We start from the raw sequence: 17,241 nt of genomic DNA, 5'->3' as shown, positions 1-17,241 counted from the left end.
CTAACATCGATTCCCCCTCCCCCCCTTGCCAACTGCTCCAGACCGTCCGACACTGGTTTTGGGAGTTGACTGGCAATCGAGAGGTTTGAAGTGAAAAAAGTTCTAAGCATTATTCTCGGAGGTGGCGCTGGCACCCGCCTTTACCCGCTGACCAAGTTGCGAGCGAAGCCAGCCGTGCCTCTGGCAGGAAAGTATCGCCTAATCGATATTCCGGTCAGTAATTGCATTAACTCAGAAATTTACAAAATCTACGTTCTGACCCAATTCAACTCAGCTTCCCTCAACCGCCATATTGCCCGCGCCTACAGTTTCGCAGGGTTCACAGAAGGGTTTGTGGAGGTGCTAGCCGCCCAGCAAACGCCAGAAAACCCCAACTGGTTCCAAGGCACTGCCGATGCTGTCCGTCAGTATCTCTGGCTGTTGGATGAGTGGGATGTTGATGAGTACCTGATTTTGTCAGGAGATCATCTCTACCGCATGGACTATCGCCAGTTCGTGCAACGCCACCGCGACACTAATGCCGATATCACCCTCTCCGTTGTGCCAATGGATGAGCGACGGGCGTCCGATTTCGGCTTAATGAAAATCGATGATACCGGACGGGTGATAGATTTCAGCGAAAAGCCTAAAGGCGATGCTCTCAAGGAGATGCAGGTCGATACGACAACGCTGGGATTGAGTGCGGAACAAGCGAAGAAAAATCCCTACATCGCCTCAATGGGGATTTATGTCTTCAAAAAAGACGTGCTGATGCATCTGCTGCAAACTAACCAAGAGCGAACCGATTTTGGTAAGGAGATTATCCCCGCTTCGGCGCAGGATTATAACGTTCAAGCTTATTTATTTAATGACTACTGGGAAGATATTGGAACGATGGAGTCGTTCTACGAGGCGAACTTGGCTCTCACCAGACAACCGCAGCCGCCTTTTAGTTTCTACGATGAGGATGCTCCGATTTACACTCGCGCTCGTTACTTACCGCCCAGTAAGCTGTTAGATTGCCAAATCACCGAGTCGATAATTGGGGAAGGCTGCATCCTGAAAGAATGCCGGATTGAGCATTCAGTTTTGGGAGTGCGATCGCGCATTGAATCGGGTTCCTTAATTGAAGACTCCCTCGTCATGGGTGCCGACTTATACCAACCCTTCGCCGAACGACAAGCTCACTGTGAAGACGGTAAAGTTCCCTTGGGAATTGGTTCGGACACCCGGATTCGCCGCGCTATCATTGACAAAAACGCCCACATTGGTTGCAATGTGCAAATCATTAACAAAGACAGGGTGGAAGAAGCCAACCGCGAAAGCGAAGGTTTCTACATCCGTAGCGGGATTGTTGTGGTACTGAAAAATGCCGTGATTCCGGATGGAACCGTCATTTAGGATGGAAATTAGTCCGGGGAGTTGCTAATTGGGAAAAAGTTGAAGTAGAGACGCGATTCTCGCGTTTGAATTTGGGTTTTGAATTAAAGAACTCTCTTTAACTCAAAACTCAAAACTCTAATTACCCGCTCCCAACACCGAAACATGACTCGATTAATTCTCCTAATTGGGTTGCCCGGTAGCGGCAAATCTTCTCTGGCACAAAAGCTCGTAGCAGAATGGCCTCAGCATCGGCTGATTGCCACAGACGCAATCCGGGAACAACTGTTTGGGGATGAAGCGATTCAAGGGTCGTGGCTGTTGGTGTGGAGCGAAGTAAAGCGCCAATTAAGCCAAGCAGTTGAGGAGAAAAGACAAGCGATTTTCGACGCGACGAATGCGGCTCGTAAACATCGTCGGGAAGCGATCGCTACTTCTCGCGATCGCGGTTTTACCCACATTACCGGCTTGTGGCTGGATACGCCAGTGCAGGAATGTCTAGAAAGAAATCGATTAAGACTGCGCCAAGTCCCGGAAGAAGTTATTTTACAGATGCATCGCCAACTGGTAGACGCTCCGCCCACCCTAGCTGATGGACTCGATCGTTTAATCCGTTACTCAGCGACAAGTACGGAAATCGCGATCGCCTCAGTGCGGAAAAGCCGAACTTATATCCATTGACTGATTTGATACCCTATCTCTGAGAAGGTAAAAAATAAAACTTAAACTAAATATTTAGACGAGAGGAGGGAGGTTGATGGCTGCGACCGATTTTAAAGACTATTACGCCATCCTGGGAGTTACTAAAACCGCTAGTGCCGATGAAATCAAAAAAGTCTACCGGCGACTGGCACGAAAGTACCACCCCGACATGAACCCTGGCAACAAAGAAGCTGAAGCTCGCTTCAAGGAAGTCAGCGAAGCCTACGAAGTGCTATCCGACCCAGAAAAACGTAAAAAGTACGATCAGTTCGGACAGTATTGGAAACAAGTCGGGGAAGGATCGTCGCCCTATCCAGGCGGAGTGAACGTTGATTTTGGCGGCTTTGACTTTAGTCAGTACGGCAGTTTTGATGAATTTGTCAACGATCTCCTGGGCGGTTTAGGGGGTGCCAGTGCCCGTTCTGGCAGCCGTGCTGGACGCCGCACGACTTATCGCACTTCTACAGGCCCCACTGGGTATACAGACTTTGGCGGGTATTCTGGCTTCGATCCGCAAGCCGCCGCAGCCGCCGATCGAGAAGCGGTCATCAAACTCAGCCTATCCGAGGCTTTTCATGGCGTCCAGAAGCGTTTAGATTTAGGCAATGAAGCCATTGACGTTCGGATTCCTCCGGGTACAAAACAAGGCAGTCGAATTCGCGTCAAAGGCAAAGGTTCAGTCAGCCCCTATACTCAGCAGCGGGGTGACTTGTACTTAACCGTGGAGCTGCTGCCCCACTCGTTCTTCCAATTCGATGGTGATAATCTCGTCTGCGAAGTGCCGGTAACGCCAGATGAGGCCGTGTTGGGGGCACCCGTGGAAGTGCCGACGCCGGATGGTTCTGTCACTGTCAACGTTCCCCCTGGTGTCCGTTCGGGACAATCTCTGCGGTTGCGCGGTAAAGGTTGGCCCAACCCCAAAGGCGGACGTTCCGATCAGCTGGTAAAGATTTTGATTGTGACGCCGAAAGAACTCAGTGCTACGGAACGAGAATATTACGAGAAAATCCGGGAGAGCCGCACCTTCAATCCCCGCAGCAATTTGCCGCAGGTACGGCTGTAGACGTTATCCGAGCTTTTCATCTGAACCCCACCCCTTACTCTCCCCCAAAGAAGTAAGGGGTTTCATTTAGGGGGATGGAGTGGTTGTTTGTGCCGGTTCAGGAGAAGCAGTGGTCGTTTCAGCCGGTTCAGGTGAGGGAGCCGGAGGGTTTTCCACGCCGATATCAAGTTGATAATCAACGGGCTGGGAAGCTTCGGAAACAACGATGAATTCGTAGTAGCCTGATTGAGGCAAGGTTCCCGACCAAGTTTTTTCGGTGGAGTCTTCGAGGATTGGGGGAAATGTACTCGTTGGGGGGTAAAGGGAAAGCCGCAGTTTTGAACTCCCCGTAAAGTTAACTGCTAATAATTGATTTTGGGCAAAGTTGCCGATGTAGGCTTTTCCTTCTCCTGGTTGGAGGGTGCCGCTGACTCGTTTGCCCACTGCCCCTGGAGCAAAGCGAATTGTTTCCAGCGCCTCTTGAGATTGCACTGCTTTGACTTTCTCCCCAGCGATCGCGTGCCAGATTTGACCGACTGGCTGATTGATAAAATCTCTGCCCCGCTGTTCTGGAAATACTTGGAAAAATGCCACATCTGCGAGATCGTAGAGGGCGCGACTGCTCAGGTTTCGCTGGTTGACTTGCCCTTTCCAGCGATCGCGATCCGCTGCACCATAGCTTCCTAAACGCTGTCTCGCTGCGCCTGGTAATTTCGCCTGATCTAGCTTATCGAGCAATTCAGTTGCGATCCGATCCCATTGCTCTCGTAATTGCTCATTTTCTGGCCCATTCCCCAGCGTGCGCCCTCGTTGATTGGGGTTCTGAGTCCAGAAAACTTCATTCACCCAGTTGACATAGAAATTGTAGTTAACGCCGAGACTTTGACGGCGATCGCGCAGCTGTTGCTTGCGTGCCTGTTCCGCAGGCGAAAACTGCGAGGAAGGATTTTCCTGATCGACGGGCGGCGAAGAACTAGGTGACGGTGTGGCGTCGGAGGTTTCTTCCCCAGACTTCGATAGTGATTGTATCCAAAGATTGCCAGCCCACCAGCCAATTCCAGTCGCGCCCGTAATCAGCAGCGACACGACCAAAGTTTTTCCCACTAAACCGAGAAAGGGAGATTGCGGTTTGGGGGTTGGCGGCGGTAATGGATTGGGCGTTGGGGGTGGTAATGGATGGGGGGTTGGGATTGGCTGGGGTGAGTTGGCGATTGGCTGGGGGGGCGGGGGAATTTGGGCACGAGCCACCACCATTGTCGGTGGCATCGGGGGTTTGGTGGGCGGCTGAGTGGGAGGAAGATCGGGTGCTGGGGCAGGCGGGTGGGCAGAGGAAAGGCTCTGTAGCACGGCGCTGGCAGATTGATAGCGATCGCCCGGTCGTCGTGAAAGCATTTTATCCAATACTGCTCCCAGCGCAGGGCTAAGGTTCACGTCCCGCCGCCAGTTCCACAAAAGCGTTCCATCGTCGATTAGCTCTTGCGGCTGTTTACCCGTGAGCAACACCAACATTGTTGCCGCCAAAGCATATAAATCGCTATGGGGAGACACAATTCCCCGTTGCATCTGTTCATCGGGGGCGTATCCGGGCTTACCTAACCGAGTATGGATGGTCGCCGTTTCCATCCCTGGTGTCTCGCTAAACTCCGATTCCACGGTGGCTGCGACTTCCTTGACGCCGCCGAAGTCTATCAAGACGGGCAGTTGGTCAGAAGCTCGCAAAATCATGTTATCTGGGGCAATATCGCGGTGAATGACCCCCATCGAATGGATATATTCTAGAACTGGTAAAATTTGCAGCAGGATCTGCCGTACCTCTGGCTCGCTAAACCGCGCTCCTTGATGTTTCCGACTTTCGAGAAGCGCGCGATAGGTTTGACCTTCCACATAGTCTTGGACTAAAAACAGGCGTCCGTTCCCTCGCTGGTTTACCCGAAATAACTCTCGAAAGTTGGGAATTTGCGGGTGTTTCAGCTTGTAAAGGACACCCGCTTCCCGTTCAAACAGTTCGGAAGCTTTTTGCAAAGCGTAAGTGCCTTGCACCTTGGGGGCAAATTCCTTTAAAACACAGGGTTCGTTGAAGCGGTTGAGGTCTTCAGACAAATAAGTGCGTCCAAAGCCACCGTGCCCCAATTCGCGCACAATTCGATAGCGATCGCCCAGCGTCATCCCCGGTAAAACAGTATTACTCACCACAGCAGGTAGCGGTTCGCCACAATGCTGGCAAAAGCGACCATCAATGGGATTCTCGTGTCCTTTGGTGCAATAGAGGGGCATGATTAACCTGGGGCAATTCTGTGGAAGATCCAGTAACGGTATAACAAATTGACCGAGATTCTACCAAGTAATGCGATTGATGAAAGCGATTGAAAGCGATCGCCTTCCCTACGTTAGCCTGATCTTAAATACAAAACTGAGAGGGAGGACAATGCTAGAAGAACAACGTCAACGGGTACTCACCGCTTTTCAATCGTTCCTGGGTACTCCCCTCCAGTGGCGGCTGCAACAGTATCGCAGCACCTCCCCAGAAGCCGCTACGATGCAATTATTCCACGAGGTTTCTGCGAGTGTCCCCGCCTACCAAGCTTTTGTGAAGGAACAAGGTATCGATCCGGATTCGATACAAACTTTTGAAGATTTCCAAAAACTTCCCTTCATTACCAAAGAAAATTACCTGTTGCGTCACTCCCTTGCAGACTTGTGCCGCAATGGACAATTAGAAGCGTGCGATACGATTGCTGTTTCCTCCGGTTCAACGGGAAAGCCGACATTTTGGCCTCGTTTCCTCACGGATGAACTGCAAATCGCGATTCGCTTTGAACAGATATTTCATGATAGTTTTCAGGCTGATACCCGCCGCACCTTGGCTGTCATCTGCTTTACCTTAGGGACTTGGGTTGGGGGAATATACACAGCAAACTGCTGTCGCTATCTCGCCAGTAAAGGATACCCGATTACAGTGATTACTCCTGGCAATAATAAAGAAGAGATATTTCGAGTCGTGCAAGAACTGGGTTCTGCATTTGAGCAAGTGGTGCTGCTGGGATATCCACCATTTTTGAAGGATGTCATTGATAGTGGCATAGCGCGGGGTGTGGAGTGGCAGCAATATCACATCAAAATGGTGTTTGCGGGAGAAGTCTTTAGCGAAGAATGGCGCAATCTTGTCGGAGAAAGAGTCGGTTCTCAAAATCCTTGTTATGACTCTGCTTCGCTTTATGGGACAGCCGATGCAGGCGTTTTGGGCAACGAAACCCCGCTGAGTATCCGCATCCGTCGATTTCTGGCAGAACATCCAGATGCTGCTAAGGCATTATTTGGAGAATCTCGCTTGCCAACGCTGGTACAGTATGACCCACTGAGTCGCTTTTTCGAGGTTCACGAGGGCACATTGCTGTTTTCCGGCGATAACGGGATTCCGCTGATCCGCTATCATATCTCCGATACGGGAGGCTTAATCCCTTACGATGAAATGCTCCAGTTTTTAGCAGAATGGGACTTCGATCCAGTCGCGGCGTTGCAAGGTGAAAGTGCCATTCCTCATCCCGAAACCTCCGGTTTAGGGCTACCCGAACTCAATCCGGCGGCGCGGGCTACACAAAGAGGAATTCCTCCCTTACCGTTTGTTTATGTGTTTGGACGGTCTAATTTCACGGTTTCCTATTTCGGCGCAAATATTTACCCGGAAAATGTGACGGTGGGGTTAGAACAACCCAGGATTCGAGAGTGGGTGACGGGTAAGTTTGTCATGCAAGTTCAGGAAGATGCAGATAAAAACCGCTTCCTGTCGGTGGTTGTGGAGTTAGCGCCCCAAGTGGAAGCCAGTGAAGACAAGCAGGAAGCGATCGCATCTTCAATTTTGTCCCAGCTACAACGCCTCAACAGCGAGTTTGCAAACTATGTCCCCCCAACCTACCAAATGCCGCAAGTTACCTTAACTCCCACCGGCGATCCAGAATATTTTCCGATTGGGGTGAAGCATCGCTATACTCGCCAATAATTTCTGCCAATAATTTCTATAATTGCGTGCCTAATTCGTGCATTGCCTGAATAATCGGTTTCAAACTTTCTCCTAAAGGGGTCAAAGAATATTCCACTTTTGGGGGAATCTGCGGATAAACCTGACGATGGATAATTCCGTCTTCTTCCATTTCTCTAAGTTGCTGCGTGAGCATCTTTTGAGTGATTCCCTCCAGCCCTCTTTGCAGTTCCCCAAACCGTTTAACGCCTGACCATAGTTCTGCCACAATCAAAAGCTTCCAGCGTCCGCTAATTGCTTTTAAGGTAGTTTCTGCTGGACAAGTCTTCCTTTCAAAATTCTCGCTTTTAGCTTCCATAGTATCTTTTTGGGTACTATCTTACTTTAAAGTGCATACTTTACACTTTATGGTTACATTTTTTAAACTATAAATATACAAAAATAAGACACCCAAGAAAGCCAAGGACAAGCAAAATGAGTGAACCCGTTATTGTTGATACAAAACCTATCCTGCTTGCGCTTGAATCGGGTACTTAAATTTTGGTGCAGTTGCGGTCAATCTCACAATCAACCTTATGGCGATGGTTCCCATCAAAACACGGAATCCCCCCCTGTAAAGTTTGTAATGAAAGACAAAAAACAGGTAGCAGTATGCCAGTGGAAGTACACCAGAAATCCACCGTTTTGTGATGGTTCGCACAGTAAAGTTTAGTATTCTTCATGACAAAAGCGTAGCCTGTCTAAATAAATTTTACTTGCACCAACTGGCAACAGATCCCATTTTTTTAGTCTGCGAAGGGAGACGCAATAAATCGCCTCTCTACAACCAGGATAACTCTAGGCTCTAGCCGCTGGCATTTAAGTTAAATAGGAGATGAAAATGATTGCAATTCGGAAAGCAGAAGAACGCGGACATGCCGATCATGGCTGGCTCAATTCCTATCACTCATTCTCTTTCGCCAACTATTACGATCCCCAGCACATGGGATTTAAAACTCTGCGCGTAATTAACGAAGATAGAGTGCAAGCGAACCAAGGCTTCGGGACACATTCTCATCGAGCTATGGAAATTATTTCCTACGTACTAGAAGGTGCTTTGGAGCATAAAGATAGCATGGGAACCAGCTCCATTATTCTTCCTGGTGAAGTGCAAGTTATGAGCGCTGGTACAGGAGTTACGCACAGCGAATATAACCATTCTAAAACTGACTTAGTGCATTTTCTGCAAATTTGGATTACGCCTAATCAAAAGGGATTAAAACCTAGATACGAGCAGAAAATGTATTCGGCTGAAGAAAAGCACGGAAATCTCCGTTTAATTGCTTCTCAAGATGGTCGAGATGGTTCGGTTACTATCCACCAAGATGCCAATCTCTACGCAAGTTTGCTCGATGCTGGACAGCAGGTTAATTATCAAATCAACCCTAACCGCCATGCTTGGCTGCAAGTTATCAAAGGCGATATCAGTTTGAATGGTAAGCCACTGGCTGCTGGAGATGGCGCTGCAATCAGTGACGAAAACCAGATAGCCATAGAAGCCAAAAATAGCACGGAATTCCTGTTGTTCGATTTGGCATGACAGCCGAAGGTTTATATACCCTTTAGGCGAAGACGATGATTCCGGTCATGGGTTTTAAGTAGACAGTTCTTTAAGTAAGAGAAATCAAGCGATCGCTCGATTTCTCTTACTTATTTTTTGGTTCTAAGGAATTCGTTTACCTCCAGGTAAAAATGGTATGATTACAGGCAAAAGTATAACTAGCAATGCAGATTACTCAATGTCTCCATGCAGCCATTCTCGTTTCTGACTTGGAACGAGCCGAGCAATTTTACGGGAACGTGTTGGGATTATCGAAGGTGGATAGAGTGCTGAAATTTCCCGGCGCATGGTATCAAGTCGGCGAGTTTCAAATTCATCTGATTGTTGCCGACTCTATACCATCAGATTTAGTCAATTCTGAGAAATTAGGTCGGAATCGGCATTTAGCCTTCTTGGTCGCCAACTTAGACGCTGCTAAGGAGAAGCTTATGGCTCACAACTACCCCCTACAAATGAGCGCTTCTGGTCGCGCTGCGCTGTTTACTCAAGATCCTGATGGCAACATCATTGAGTTAGGTGAATGAGCTGTCAATCATGAATCCTAATCAGGGCACTTTGGGAGCATCCTGCGAATTGCGAAGACCTGTCTGCACGATAGAAGCGTGGGGCTACAGAAACGAAGCCTACCTACACAAGCTAAAATTAAACTCTTCAGGCTGCTCCTGGCAGCTTGGTACATAATTGTGCAATGAAAATCATTGCATATTCCTATACTGACCCGTTGCTTGAAGTTGCACCCGATCCCTTGATGTGGGGTTGGGAAATAGATAGCGTTTATCAAGATTTAGGGGAACGTCAACAACTAGGACAGCTGTTAGAAGATTGTAAAGAAGAACCCGCTAATTATTTATTAATCCGACGACTGGCAGAATTGGGAAACTCGGTGGAAGAAGTATGCGATCGCATCCTCGATCTCGAATCCCTCGGCATTCAAATTATTACTACCGAGTCAGTCGCGTATCATCAGACACCCCTGCAACTCCTGCAAGAAATTCAGAATCGGCAGCGCAGCGATCGCATCCGTCAAGGACACGCTCAGCGGCGGCTCAAAGCGTCGCCAGCGCCTGGAAAAGCTCCTTATGGCTACCGACGAGGTAAAGACCGCTATATCCTAGACCGCAGCGCCGCGCCGGTCGTCAAAGATTTTTTTGAACAATTTCTGCTGTATGGTTCTTTACGCGGTGCAGTGCGGTATCTAGAAAAGAAATACGCCAAAAAAATTTCCGCTTCTACTGGACAACGCTGGCTAACGAACCCAGTCTATCGGGGTGACACTGCGTATAAAAATGGTGAGATTCTTTCTGATACCCATGCTGCCATCGTATCTAGGGAAGAAGCCGCGCAAATTGACCGCTTGCTGCGCCGTAACCGCCGTTTGCCTCCTCGTACCGCTAGTGCAAACCGTTCTCTAGCGGGATTAGTGGTTTGTAGGGAGTGCCAGTCGCCAATGACGATTACCCGCGTTACCGCCTCCCGCAAACAGGGAGAATATCTTTATCTGCGCCCAACCAAGTGCTTTAAACAGCCCAAATGTCGGGCTATTTCTTATCAGGAAGTATTGGAGCAAACGATTGAGAGAATCTGCCAAGATTTACCCCGTGCAGTAGCGGCGGTGAATGTTCCCAATATGGATGGAATTAAGGGCACGATTACCCATGAAATTGCCGCTAAGCAAGATATCTTAGCTCAGTTGCCGACGCTTACAGAGAATGGCATTTTAGATTCAGAAACTGCCCAGTTACGCGCCTACAAGCTACGCACAGAAATCTCTCAATTGCAATCGCAGATGGCGAGTCTGCCGCCAGTAGATTTACAAGCGATCGCGCAGGCTGTATCTATCTCACAATTTTGGCTAGATTTGTCAGAATCAGAGCGACGATTCTACTTTCGAGAATTTATTCGCCAGATTGAAATTAACCGCCAGGATTCATCTTGGGAGATCCAGCTAGTTTTCATCTTTTAGCGATTAACGATAAAGTGTTGCGATCGCAATTCTATTTGAGCTGTGAGCCAGCACTTCAAATTCCCGGCTTCTCACAGCAGTCAGTTATCTCGCCTTCCCGAATCGTTGAGGAGTGCGCTTGCTCTTCACAAAGCCGCAACACGTACGCTAGCAACACTTACGCGAACAGAGTAAGTCGGCGTTACACTTGCATGGTGGCGATGCTAAATGTGCTGATAGATGACTAAAAAAACTTTCCGTATGACTCTCACTACTGGTATAAATTTTATAATTCGGAACGCAACGAGCGTCTAACCGCTATAAAACTGAGTCTAAACGCTGCGAGTGTATCCAACCCTGAGATTGTCCTACAGGGTTAGGGCAGGCATGGCGAGAGTTTTCCTCGGTCACTTTAAGATAGAAAATCCGGCTTTATTCTATAGAGTTATGCAAACTTCATAAGGACATGGAAACTTACCTTGTGATTTTAGTCAGATGATTAAGTTAGAGAAATCGCAGGGAATGAAGTTGGATTGCCGCTAAATACCACGGGCTTTGTTAAATATGGATCGTCAAACTTTTGCGTGGGGTCGCTCAAAAAAGAAGATTATAGGGGCTGATAGATGGGTGGAAAGGCTGTGGGTCTTAGGGTTATTCCTAGCGGCTATCCTGATATTTGGAATCAATCTGGGCGTGCTGCCTTTACGGGATTGGGATGAGGGAACGGTTGCCCAGGTTGCTCGTGAGATTTGGCAGGCAAAGTTTGATTCTTTGAAATGGCTGTATCCAACGTTGGGAGGTACGGAGTATTTCAATAAACCACCTTTGATGCATCTGCTGATTGCTGGTGCCTACGCAATCGGCGGTGTAAATGAGTGGACAACGCGCCTACCTGGGGCGCTGCTGAGTGCAGCTTGTGTGCCGCTTTTGTATGGCATTGGACGGGAACTATTCCGGCGACGCCTTCCAGCTCTTTTCTCGGCTTTGATTTACTTAACGCTACTGCCCGTTGTGCGTCATGGGCGTCTGGCGATGCTGGATGGGGCAGTGCTGTGCTTTTTCCTGTTCATGATGTGGTGCGTGTTGCGATCGCGTCGAAACTTGCGCTACGCTCTCGGTGCCGGTATCGGGTTTGGGTTGATTTGCCTGACTAAAGGCATGATGGGATTATTACTTTTAAATATTGCCCTGGTATTTTTAGCTTGGGATACTCCCAGACTGTTAACTTCCCTCTATTTCTGGATTGGTTTGCTCTTGGGCAGTGTGCCAGTTGCCGCTTGGTATGGTGCCCAATTTCTCCACTACGGGCAGGCTTTCGTAAACACCGGCATCTTCAGTCAATCCTTGCAGCGGATTTGGGCACCCGTCGAGAATCACGCGGGTCCCCCCTGGTACTATCTGTTGGAAATCTTAAAGTACGGTTGGCCCTGGTTATTCTTATTGCCCCAAGGATTGCGCCTTGCTTGGGAAAATCGCAATATGAGCTGGGCAAAACTGGTACTGGTGTGGATGAGTGTTTATCTAGTAGCCATTTCGGTGATGGGAACAAAGCTTCCCTGGTATGTACTGCCGATTTACCCAGCAGTGGCTTTATTGGGAGGTGCCCAGCTTGCTGAAATTTGGAATGCGCCGAGTAAGAAATCCTATCCCCGCTCTTGGGTACCGCTTTTGACAGTCATGGGTTTAGCGGCGCTAAGCGGTAGTTTTTATTTTGCTGCGTTTGGCCCCCAACCGAACTGGAATTTGCAACTGGTGTTTGCATCGGCTGCTTTGACTTTATTGATAACGGCAGTTTTGATTTATCAAAAAGACCTGCAATTTATTCCACTGCTATTTTGGGGTACGTATGTAACGCTACTGCTACTCATGACATCGCCACACTGGAATTGGGAACTCGCAGAAGCCTATCCGGTTAAACCCGTTGCCGCGATGATTAAGCGCAAAACTCCCATCAATAAGCCAATCTACACATCCTACGATCATGGTCGTCCTTCTCTGAATTTTTATAGCGATCGCCAAGTCATCCCCGCAACGGATGCCGAACTCCAGCAACGTTGGAAAGGTGACGCTCAACCTTATTTTTTACTTGACCAACCCACCTTTAAGCAGCTGAATTTAAAGCCGGTAAAAGCGATTAATCAGGCGGAGGGTTGGCTGCTGATTACGAAACCGGCAGCCGTCAAACCAGCGAAGAGTCAGAAGCCCCAGATTAAAGATTAGACATTACGGCATCTAATAGTGTGTCAGCACCAAAGCGGACTGGATCGGTGCAGGGACGCTTTGTTTCTGCCTGTATCTGCTCGATCGCTCGTTGTGCAGTATCAGCGTCAAGATGGGCGGTGTTGAGGGCGATCGCGACCACTCGCACTGGCGCAAATGCACCGGCTGCCGCTGCCACTGCCTCGTAAAGCTGAATTACCTGTGGCAGCGGCGGAATGGGCACATGGGGATGATTGCGAATGGTTGCTTGTTGCGCTCGATGTACCAGCACCAGATGCGTCTGCTGAGTCCCCCGAATCAGTGGCAACGTTGCAGTTGAACCGGGATGCAACAAGGAACCTTGCCCCTCCACAAACAGAATTTCATGCTCTTCGCCAAACAGCATCACCATTTGCTCGATAGCACCCGCAGCAAAGTCAACCCGTACGGCATCCAGCGGGATGCCATCCCCCGCTATCATTAAACCCGCTTGACCTGTAGCTAGGAACTTGGAACGCAAACCGCGCTGCAATGCGGCTTTATTGAGTTCCAAACAGGTTGACATTTTGCCGATTGCCATATCTGTGCCGACAGCGAGAACCCGTTTGCAAGCGAGCGAGCGCGCTTGTCCGCTTCCTATCTTTAATCCTGCGGGTTCCTGACGCACATCCCAAATCCACTGCCCATTTTTCAACAATGTCTGGATCTCCGGATGGAACGCCATTGGAGTATGCAGTCCATTGACGATAGACAACCCCGCTGCTATCCCTTGTTTTACTTCCTGCCACCATTCGGCTGGCAGGGCACCCCCAGGCGGTGCAATCCCAATCGCCAGGATATCGGGTGTATAAGCTAGCGCCTCTTCCAGAGAAGGGACAATCGGAACCTCGCGGGGGATACCTGTCAATTCCCGCAACGACTCTCCCGCACACTGGCGATCGATGACTGCCACTACTAGCGCTTCACTGTAGCGCAATAGCGCCAGTCCGGTCTTGCCGTGGATGCCGCGAATCCCTTCATGTAGCAGAATTGCGACTCGATGTTTAGATGTCAAATGCACAGCTTTTTAGAAAATAGGGAACAGAAATTTATCCAGCACTAAGGCGCTGCTTCGCTAATATTCTCCGTCCTTCTGATAACTCCCAATCCGGGTAAATCGTTGGGTAGCAATCGCCCATCTTGTATGGATGCGCCGCTAAAAGGATCGTCGATGAGATTCAGATGACTATCTAAATCTAGATAATCCGCTAGGGGGGAGAGTTGTGCCGCCGCCGTATTTGAAATGGCGCTGTCAGAATAACAACCGAACATTACCTGCAATCCACAAGCTTTCGCTGTATGTATCATGCGAATCGCTTCCGTTAAGCCGCCACATTTCATTAGTTTGATGTTAACGCCATGAACGCGGTCTGCTAGTTGCGGGATATCCTGGCTCGTAAAGCAACTTTCATCGACAAAAATGGGTAGAGGCGATCGCGTGTACAATTCCTTAAACGATGATTCCCCCATTATCCCGACTTCTGCTTCTCGTCCCAGCGGCTGTTCCACATACTTGACGCCCATCTTTGCCAGCCAACTGCACATCGTCACAGCGTCTTCCAGACTCCAACCCCCATTGGCATCGACGCTTAGCTGAGCATCCGGTGCTGCCTCCCGAATCGCCATCAGCATCGCTTGATCCGCTTCAACTCCCTCGGAACTACCCAATTTCACCTTCAAAACATTTGCCCCTGTCACCTGCCGCCAGTCGCGCAATCGCTGTACAGCCCCAGATGGGGAATTAATCCCAATCGTTGCGGAGATGGGAACAATCCGATCTCGATCCAACCCCCACAGACGCCACAACGGTAATCCTAGACGCTTTCCCTGCCAATCGTGCAACGCCATATCAATTGCCGCCCACGCCGCAGAAGGGATTTGCGCTGTTTGCAACACCTCCTCAATTTTCTGCTTCTCCCAAGGGCTATATGCCTCCAACAGCGGCGCGATGCCTTGCAATGCCTCCAAGAGAATCTCTGTGGTTTGTCGCGGTTGTCCGACTCCAATGGAAAAAGGCGAAGCTTCCCCCCAGCCTTCAATCCCCTCTGCGATCGCGCGTACCCACACATTCATGGTTTGCGCTGTCGTGCCGCGACTGATGGTTAAAGGAAATCGCTTGTTTACTGTAAAGGTTTCTACGCTAATCTGCATTGTTGTATGCTTTATGATTTTTGAATCTACTTTGGATTAGTTTATGAAAAACCTTAGCAAGTGGAAAATTTTAAATTCTAAAATGGTGATAAATAATCAATGGTGTAAAGTTAGGCAAGATGAAGTCGAATTACCCAACGGGCAAATCGTTGATGACTTTTTTGTAAATATTCGACCTGATATTGCTGTTATTTTACCAATCACTCAGCAAAAAGAAATTGTTTTTGTGCGGCAATATCGTCATGCCGTCGGAGCAATTTTATTAGAACTCCCTGCGGGTGCTTTTCATCCAGAGGAAGAGGATAGTGTTGTAGCCGCCGCCAGAGAATTAGAAGAAGAAACGGGATATGTTGCCGAGCAACTCATTCAATTGGCAACTTTATATGATAATCCGCCAAAAGATACAAATAATATCCATTTGTTTTTAGCTGAAAATGTTCATTTAGCTAGTCAACAAAGGCTAGATGTTACCGAAGATATTGAAGTTGTCTTGATTCCTGTTTCAGAAGTTATAGAAACAATTGCCCAGGGGAAAATTTGCGTTTCTGGAACAATTGCTGCTATTTTCTTAGGGTTGAATTTTTTATCTTGTCGAGCTGCTCAGTAAGTTGATACAAATAATCTAAATTTCTAAAAGCTGATAAGGGTAATTTAGCTAAATTTTACTAATATTTTTCTAGTGTCCATTCCCAGCTCAGACAGATTCATGTTTTTATTGATTTAACTTAATTGTATTCTCTAGATTGATAATGAGAACATTCTTGGCAAGGCCCAAAGGGATTTACTGCACAACGGATGTAAGCCGAATGAGCATTAAACTGACAAGTAATATCCCCAATTAAATAACCCACGCCTTCAATGTAATGTTGATCTGAAGGCATTTGCATTCTTTGCATTTGCCGAGCTTCTATCCTCCGCATCGCTGCTTGCAAACCCGCCATGTTTCGTGCTTCTATCCTGCGAACGTGCCACACTGAAAGCAGCCCTGGTATTAGACTAACAACAAAAATGAGGAGAATTTCTAACACACGCTTATCCCTTCATCTTATCCTTATACAATTCTACCCGATTCATATAAGTAGGTAGCCGTAAGTATTTGTAAAGTCAGTTTAGCTTATGCACTACCCATTGAAACTTTGCGAATAATGGGTTTCTCTATTGTTCAAGTTAAGGCTAAATTCGCTTTGCCGTTTAAGCATCTCGATTATAACTTTCCAGACATTCTCTAGGTTGAGTGGTCTGAAACGCCACATTCCTAATTGATGGAAGTTATTAACGTCTATTCTTTAGTCTTCAGTCTGCAAGGAGCGTACCGCTACACTAACCATTCTATTTTTAAGGTTAGCGTGATTTCCCTCTATCTCGAAAGAGAGCCAATGAAGCTTAAACTTATTCAACCAAAGGTATACAAATCTCTAGATCCAAGAGCCTATTCTAGGATCTAGAATGGAACACTGCATTAGGTGTAGTGAGAGAATATCCGTGCTGAACCTCGACTCCTTTTTCCCCCAAGAAATGACGACCGCGCCCGAACATCCCCTAGCAGCAAATCGAGATTTGCCGATTTCGGGACAAAGCGCATCTAAGGAAAAAATTCGTCACATCCAACAACGCGATCGCATTCCGGGAGTCGTCAAGCGGATAGTTTCGTTAGATGCGAATACTTTCTGGGAATATTGGTGGTGTGTTCCGGGGCGCATCTTGCTACCGGAAGATATAGAACTTTTAAGAAGCGATCGCCTCCGTGTAGAATCGATCCTGTCAAAACTGGTTTGGCTGTTTGGCGGTTACTGCTTTGGAGACGATACTCCCCAGCAGGGAGAGCAAAAACCCATCTATGATTGGCAGCAAATCATAGAATTTGCCCGACAGCATGGGTTTGAATCTTATGTGCTGGATATCGATTTTCTCCCCAGCGCCATTCAGCTTGATAATCGAAATTCCCAGCTAACTGAAAAGACTTCCTCTACTACTCATGTTGCCGTTGAACCCGCTCATTGGCATATTGAGTTTTTTCGACTGCAACCCGCCGAAGCTGAATTTTTTGAGATTCAGGAAGTAAAAAACCTCTGTAGCTGCCAAATCTGGACTGGCAAGCCGTTCCTCAAAAACCTACAAACTGGCGAAGCCGTAACCCGATACGACTTGTGGGTTTCCTATCCGGGTCATATCACAAATACTCCCTGGATGCAATAGGCTCCAATACCAAAACCTGGGTGGAAATGTGGTAC

The 17,241-nt window shown here is 48.2% G+C and carries 15 protein-coding genes; 10 read left to right on the top strand and 5 right to left on the bottom strand.

Annotation, left to right across the window (positions count from 1 at the left end):
- Positions 1 to 90: 90 nt before the first annotated feature.
- The 3 genes from NDI33_RS14680 to NDI33_RS14670 all read left to right on the top strand — a co-directional run bounded on the left by NDI33_RS14680 (position 91) and on the right by NDI33_RS14670 (position 3,124).
- Positions 91 to 1,380, top strand: a complete 1,290-nt coding sequence (locus tag NDI33_RS14680) for a glucose-1-phosphate adenylyltransferase (protein ID WP_190410725.1) — start codon at positions 91 to 93, stop codon at positions 1,378 to 1,380.
- Between the two features lie 144 nt (positions 1,381 to 1,524).
- Positions 1,525 to 2,040 (top strand): AAA family ATPase, encoded by a 516-nt coding sequence (locus tag NDI33_RS14675; protein ID WP_190679072.1) that lies wholly within the window; start codon positions 1,525 to 1,527, stop codon positions 2,038 to 2,040.
- A 76-nt stretch (positions 2,041 to 2,116) separates the two neighbouring features.
- On the top strand, positions 2,117 to 3,124 hold the full coding sequence (locus NDI33_RS14670; RefSeq protein ID WP_190410723.1) for a DnaJ C-terminal domain-containing protein: 1,008 nt from the start codon (positions 2,117 to 2,119) through the stop codon (positions 3,122 to 3,124).
- Between the two features lie 66 nt (positions 3,125 to 3,190).
- On the opposite strand, the gene NDI33_RS14665 is transcribed toward NDI33_RS14670, so the two are convergent.
- Positions 3,191 to 5,377, bottom strand: a complete 2,187-nt coding sequence (locus NDI33_RS14665) for a serine/threonine-protein kinase (protein WP_190679071.1) — start codon at positions 5,375 to 5,377, stop codon at positions 3,191 to 3,193.
- Positions 5,378 to 5,528: 151 nt separating this feature from the next.
- Here NDI33_RS14665 and NDI33_RS14660 point away from each other — a divergent pair, with 151 nt between their 5' ends.
- Positions 5,529 to 7,100 carry a phenylacetate--CoA ligase family protein gene (locus NDI33_RS14660; protein WP_190410921.1) on the top strand — a complete coding sequence of 524 codons (1,572 nt, stop codon included), beginning with the start codon at positions 5,529 to 5,531 and terminating at the stop codon, positions 7,098 to 7,100.
- 16 nt (positions 7,101 to 7,116) lie between these two features.
- On the opposite strand, the gene NDI33_RS14655 is transcribed toward NDI33_RS14660, so the two are convergent.
- Positions 7,117 to 7,437 (bottom strand): helix-turn-helix domain-containing protein, encoded by a 321-nt coding sequence (locus NDI33_RS14655; RefSeq protein WP_190410721.1) that lies wholly within the window; start codon positions 7,435 to 7,437, stop codon positions 7,117 to 7,119.
- Positions 7,438 to 7,959: 522 nt separating this feature from the next.
- Here NDI33_RS14655 and NDI33_RS14650 point away from each other — a divergent pair.
- The 4 genes from NDI33_RS14650 to NDI33_RS14635 all read left to right on the top strand — a co-directional run bounded on the left by NDI33_RS14650 (position 7,960) and on the right by NDI33_RS14635 (position 12,841).
- Positions 7,960 to 8,658 carry a pirin family protein gene (locus tag NDI33_RS14650; RefSeq protein ID WP_190679069.1) on the top strand — a complete coding sequence of 233 codons (699 nt, stop codon included), beginning with the start codon at positions 7,960 to 7,962 and terminating at the stop codon, positions 8,656 to 8,658.
- 185 nt (positions 8,659 to 8,843) lie between these two features.
- Complete coding sequence (locus NDI33_RS14645) at positions 8,844 to 9,203, top strand: VOC family protein (protein WP_190679067.1); 360 nt, start codon at positions 8,844 to 8,846, stop codon at positions 9,201 to 9,203.
- Positions 9,204 to 9,367: 164 nt separating this feature from the next.
- The gene (locus NDI33_RS14640) at positions 9,368 to 10,642 is read left to right on the top strand and encodes a recombinase family protein (protein WP_190679065.1); all 1,275 of its coding nucleotides are present in this window, start codon (positions 9,368 to 9,370) and stop codon (positions 10,640 to 10,642) included.
- Positions 10,643 to 11,185: 543 nt separating this feature from the next.
- Positions 11,186 to 12,841 carry a glycosyltransferase family 39 protein gene (locus NDI33_RS14635; protein WP_190679063.1) on the top strand — a complete coding sequence of 552 codons (1,656 nt, stop codon included), beginning with the start codon at positions 11,186 to 11,188 and terminating at the stop codon, positions 12,839 to 12,841.
- Here NDI33_RS14635 and NDI33_RS14630 read toward each other — a convergent pair.
- On the bottom strand, positions 12,831 to 13,880 hold the full coding sequence (locus tag NDI33_RS14630) for a DUF1611 domain-containing protein (protein WP_190679060.1): 1,050 nt from the start codon (positions 13,878 to 13,880) through the stop codon (positions 12,831 to 12,833). The two genes, NDI33_RS14635 and NDI33_RS14630, sit on opposite strands and share 11 nt — an antisense overlap.
- Before the next feature lie 38 nt (positions 13,881 to 13,918).
- Positions 13,919 to 15,010 (bottom strand): dipeptide epimerase, encoded by a 1,092-nt coding sequence (locus NDI33_RS14625; RefSeq protein WP_190679058.1) that lies wholly within the window; start codon positions 15,008 to 15,010, stop codon positions 13,919 to 13,921.
- A 43-nt stretch (positions 15,011 to 15,053) separates the two neighbouring features.
- Between NDI33_RS14625 and NDI33_RS14620 the strand changes: the two genes are divergently transcribed.
- A complete protein-coding gene (locus NDI33_RS14620) occupies positions 15,054 to 15,617 on the top strand; it encodes an NUDIX hydrolase (RefSeq protein WP_190679057.1) in 564 nt (187 codons plus the stop codon).
- A gap of 118 nt (positions 15,618 to 15,735) precedes the next feature.
- Here NDI33_RS14620 and NDI33_RS14615 read toward each other — a convergent pair whose 3' ends face one another.
- On the bottom strand, positions 15,736 to 16,038 hold the full coding sequence (locus NDI33_RS14615; protein WP_190430588.1) for a DUF6464 family protein: 303 nt from the start codon (positions 16,036 to 16,038) through the stop codon (positions 15,736 to 15,738).
- Between the two features lie 454 nt (positions 16,039 to 16,492).
- On the opposite strand from NDI33_RS14615, the gene NDI33_RS14610 reads away from it, so the two are divergent.
- Positions 16,493 to 17,206, top strand: a complete 714-nt coding sequence (locus NDI33_RS14610) for a hypothetical protein (protein WP_190430589.1) — start codon at positions 16,493 to 16,495, stop codon at positions 17,204 to 17,206.
- Positions 17,207 to 17,241: the final 35 nt, after the last annotated feature.

The sequence above is a fragment of the Trichocoleus sp. DQ-A1 genome (genome assembly GCF_039961955.1).
Classification (GTDB): Bacteria; Cyanobacteriota; Cyanobacteriia; order Cyanobacteriales; family FACHB-T130; genus FACHB-T130.
The sequence above is the reverse complement of the archived record's forward strand: the minus strand, read 5'-3'. Positions and strand labels throughout refer to the sequence as shown.

Coding starts and splice junctions, on each gene's coding strand:
- NDI33_RS14675 (WP_190679072.1), top strand. CDS start 1,525: ATGACTCGATTAATTCTCCTAATTGGGTTGCCCGGTAGCGGCAAATCT.
- NDI33_RS14670 (WP_190410723.1), top strand. CDS start 2,117: ATGGCTGCGACCGATTTTAAAGACTATTACGCCATCCTGGGAGTTACT.
- NDI33_RS14665 (WP_190679071.1), bottom strand. CDS start 5,377: ATGCCCCTCTATTGCACCAAAGGACACGAGAATCCCATTGATGGTCGC.
- NDI33_RS14660 (WP_190410921.1), top strand. CDS start 5,529: ATGCTAGAAGAACAACGTCAACGGGTACTCACCGCTTTTCAATCGTTC.
- NDI33_RS14655 (WP_190410721.1), bottom strand. CDS start 7,437: ATGGAAGCTAAAAGCGAGAATTTTGAAAGGAAGACTTGTCCAGCAGAA.
- NDI33_RS14650 (WP_190679069.1), top strand. CDS start 7,960: ATGATTGCAATTCGGAAAGCAGAAGAACGCGGACATGCCGATCATGGC.
- NDI33_RS14645 (WP_190679067.1), top strand. CDS start 8,844: ATGCAGATTACTCAATGTCTCCATGCAGCCATTCTCGTTTCTGACTTG.
- NDI33_RS14640 (WP_190679065.1), top strand. CDS start 9,368: ATGAAAATCATTGCATATTCCTATACTGACCCGTTGCTTGAAGTTGCA.
- NDI33_RS14635 (WP_190679063.1), top strand. CDS start 11,186: ATGGATCGTCAAACTTTTGCGTGGGGTCGCTCAAAAAAGAAGATTATA.
- NDI33_RS14625 (WP_190679058.1), bottom strand. CDS start 15,010: ATGCAGATTAGCGTAGAAACCTTTACAGTAAACAAGCGATTTCCTTTA.
- NDI33_RS14620 (WP_190679057.1), top strand. CDS start 15,054: ATGAAAAACCTTAGCAAGTGGAAAATTTTAAATTCTAAAATGGTGATA.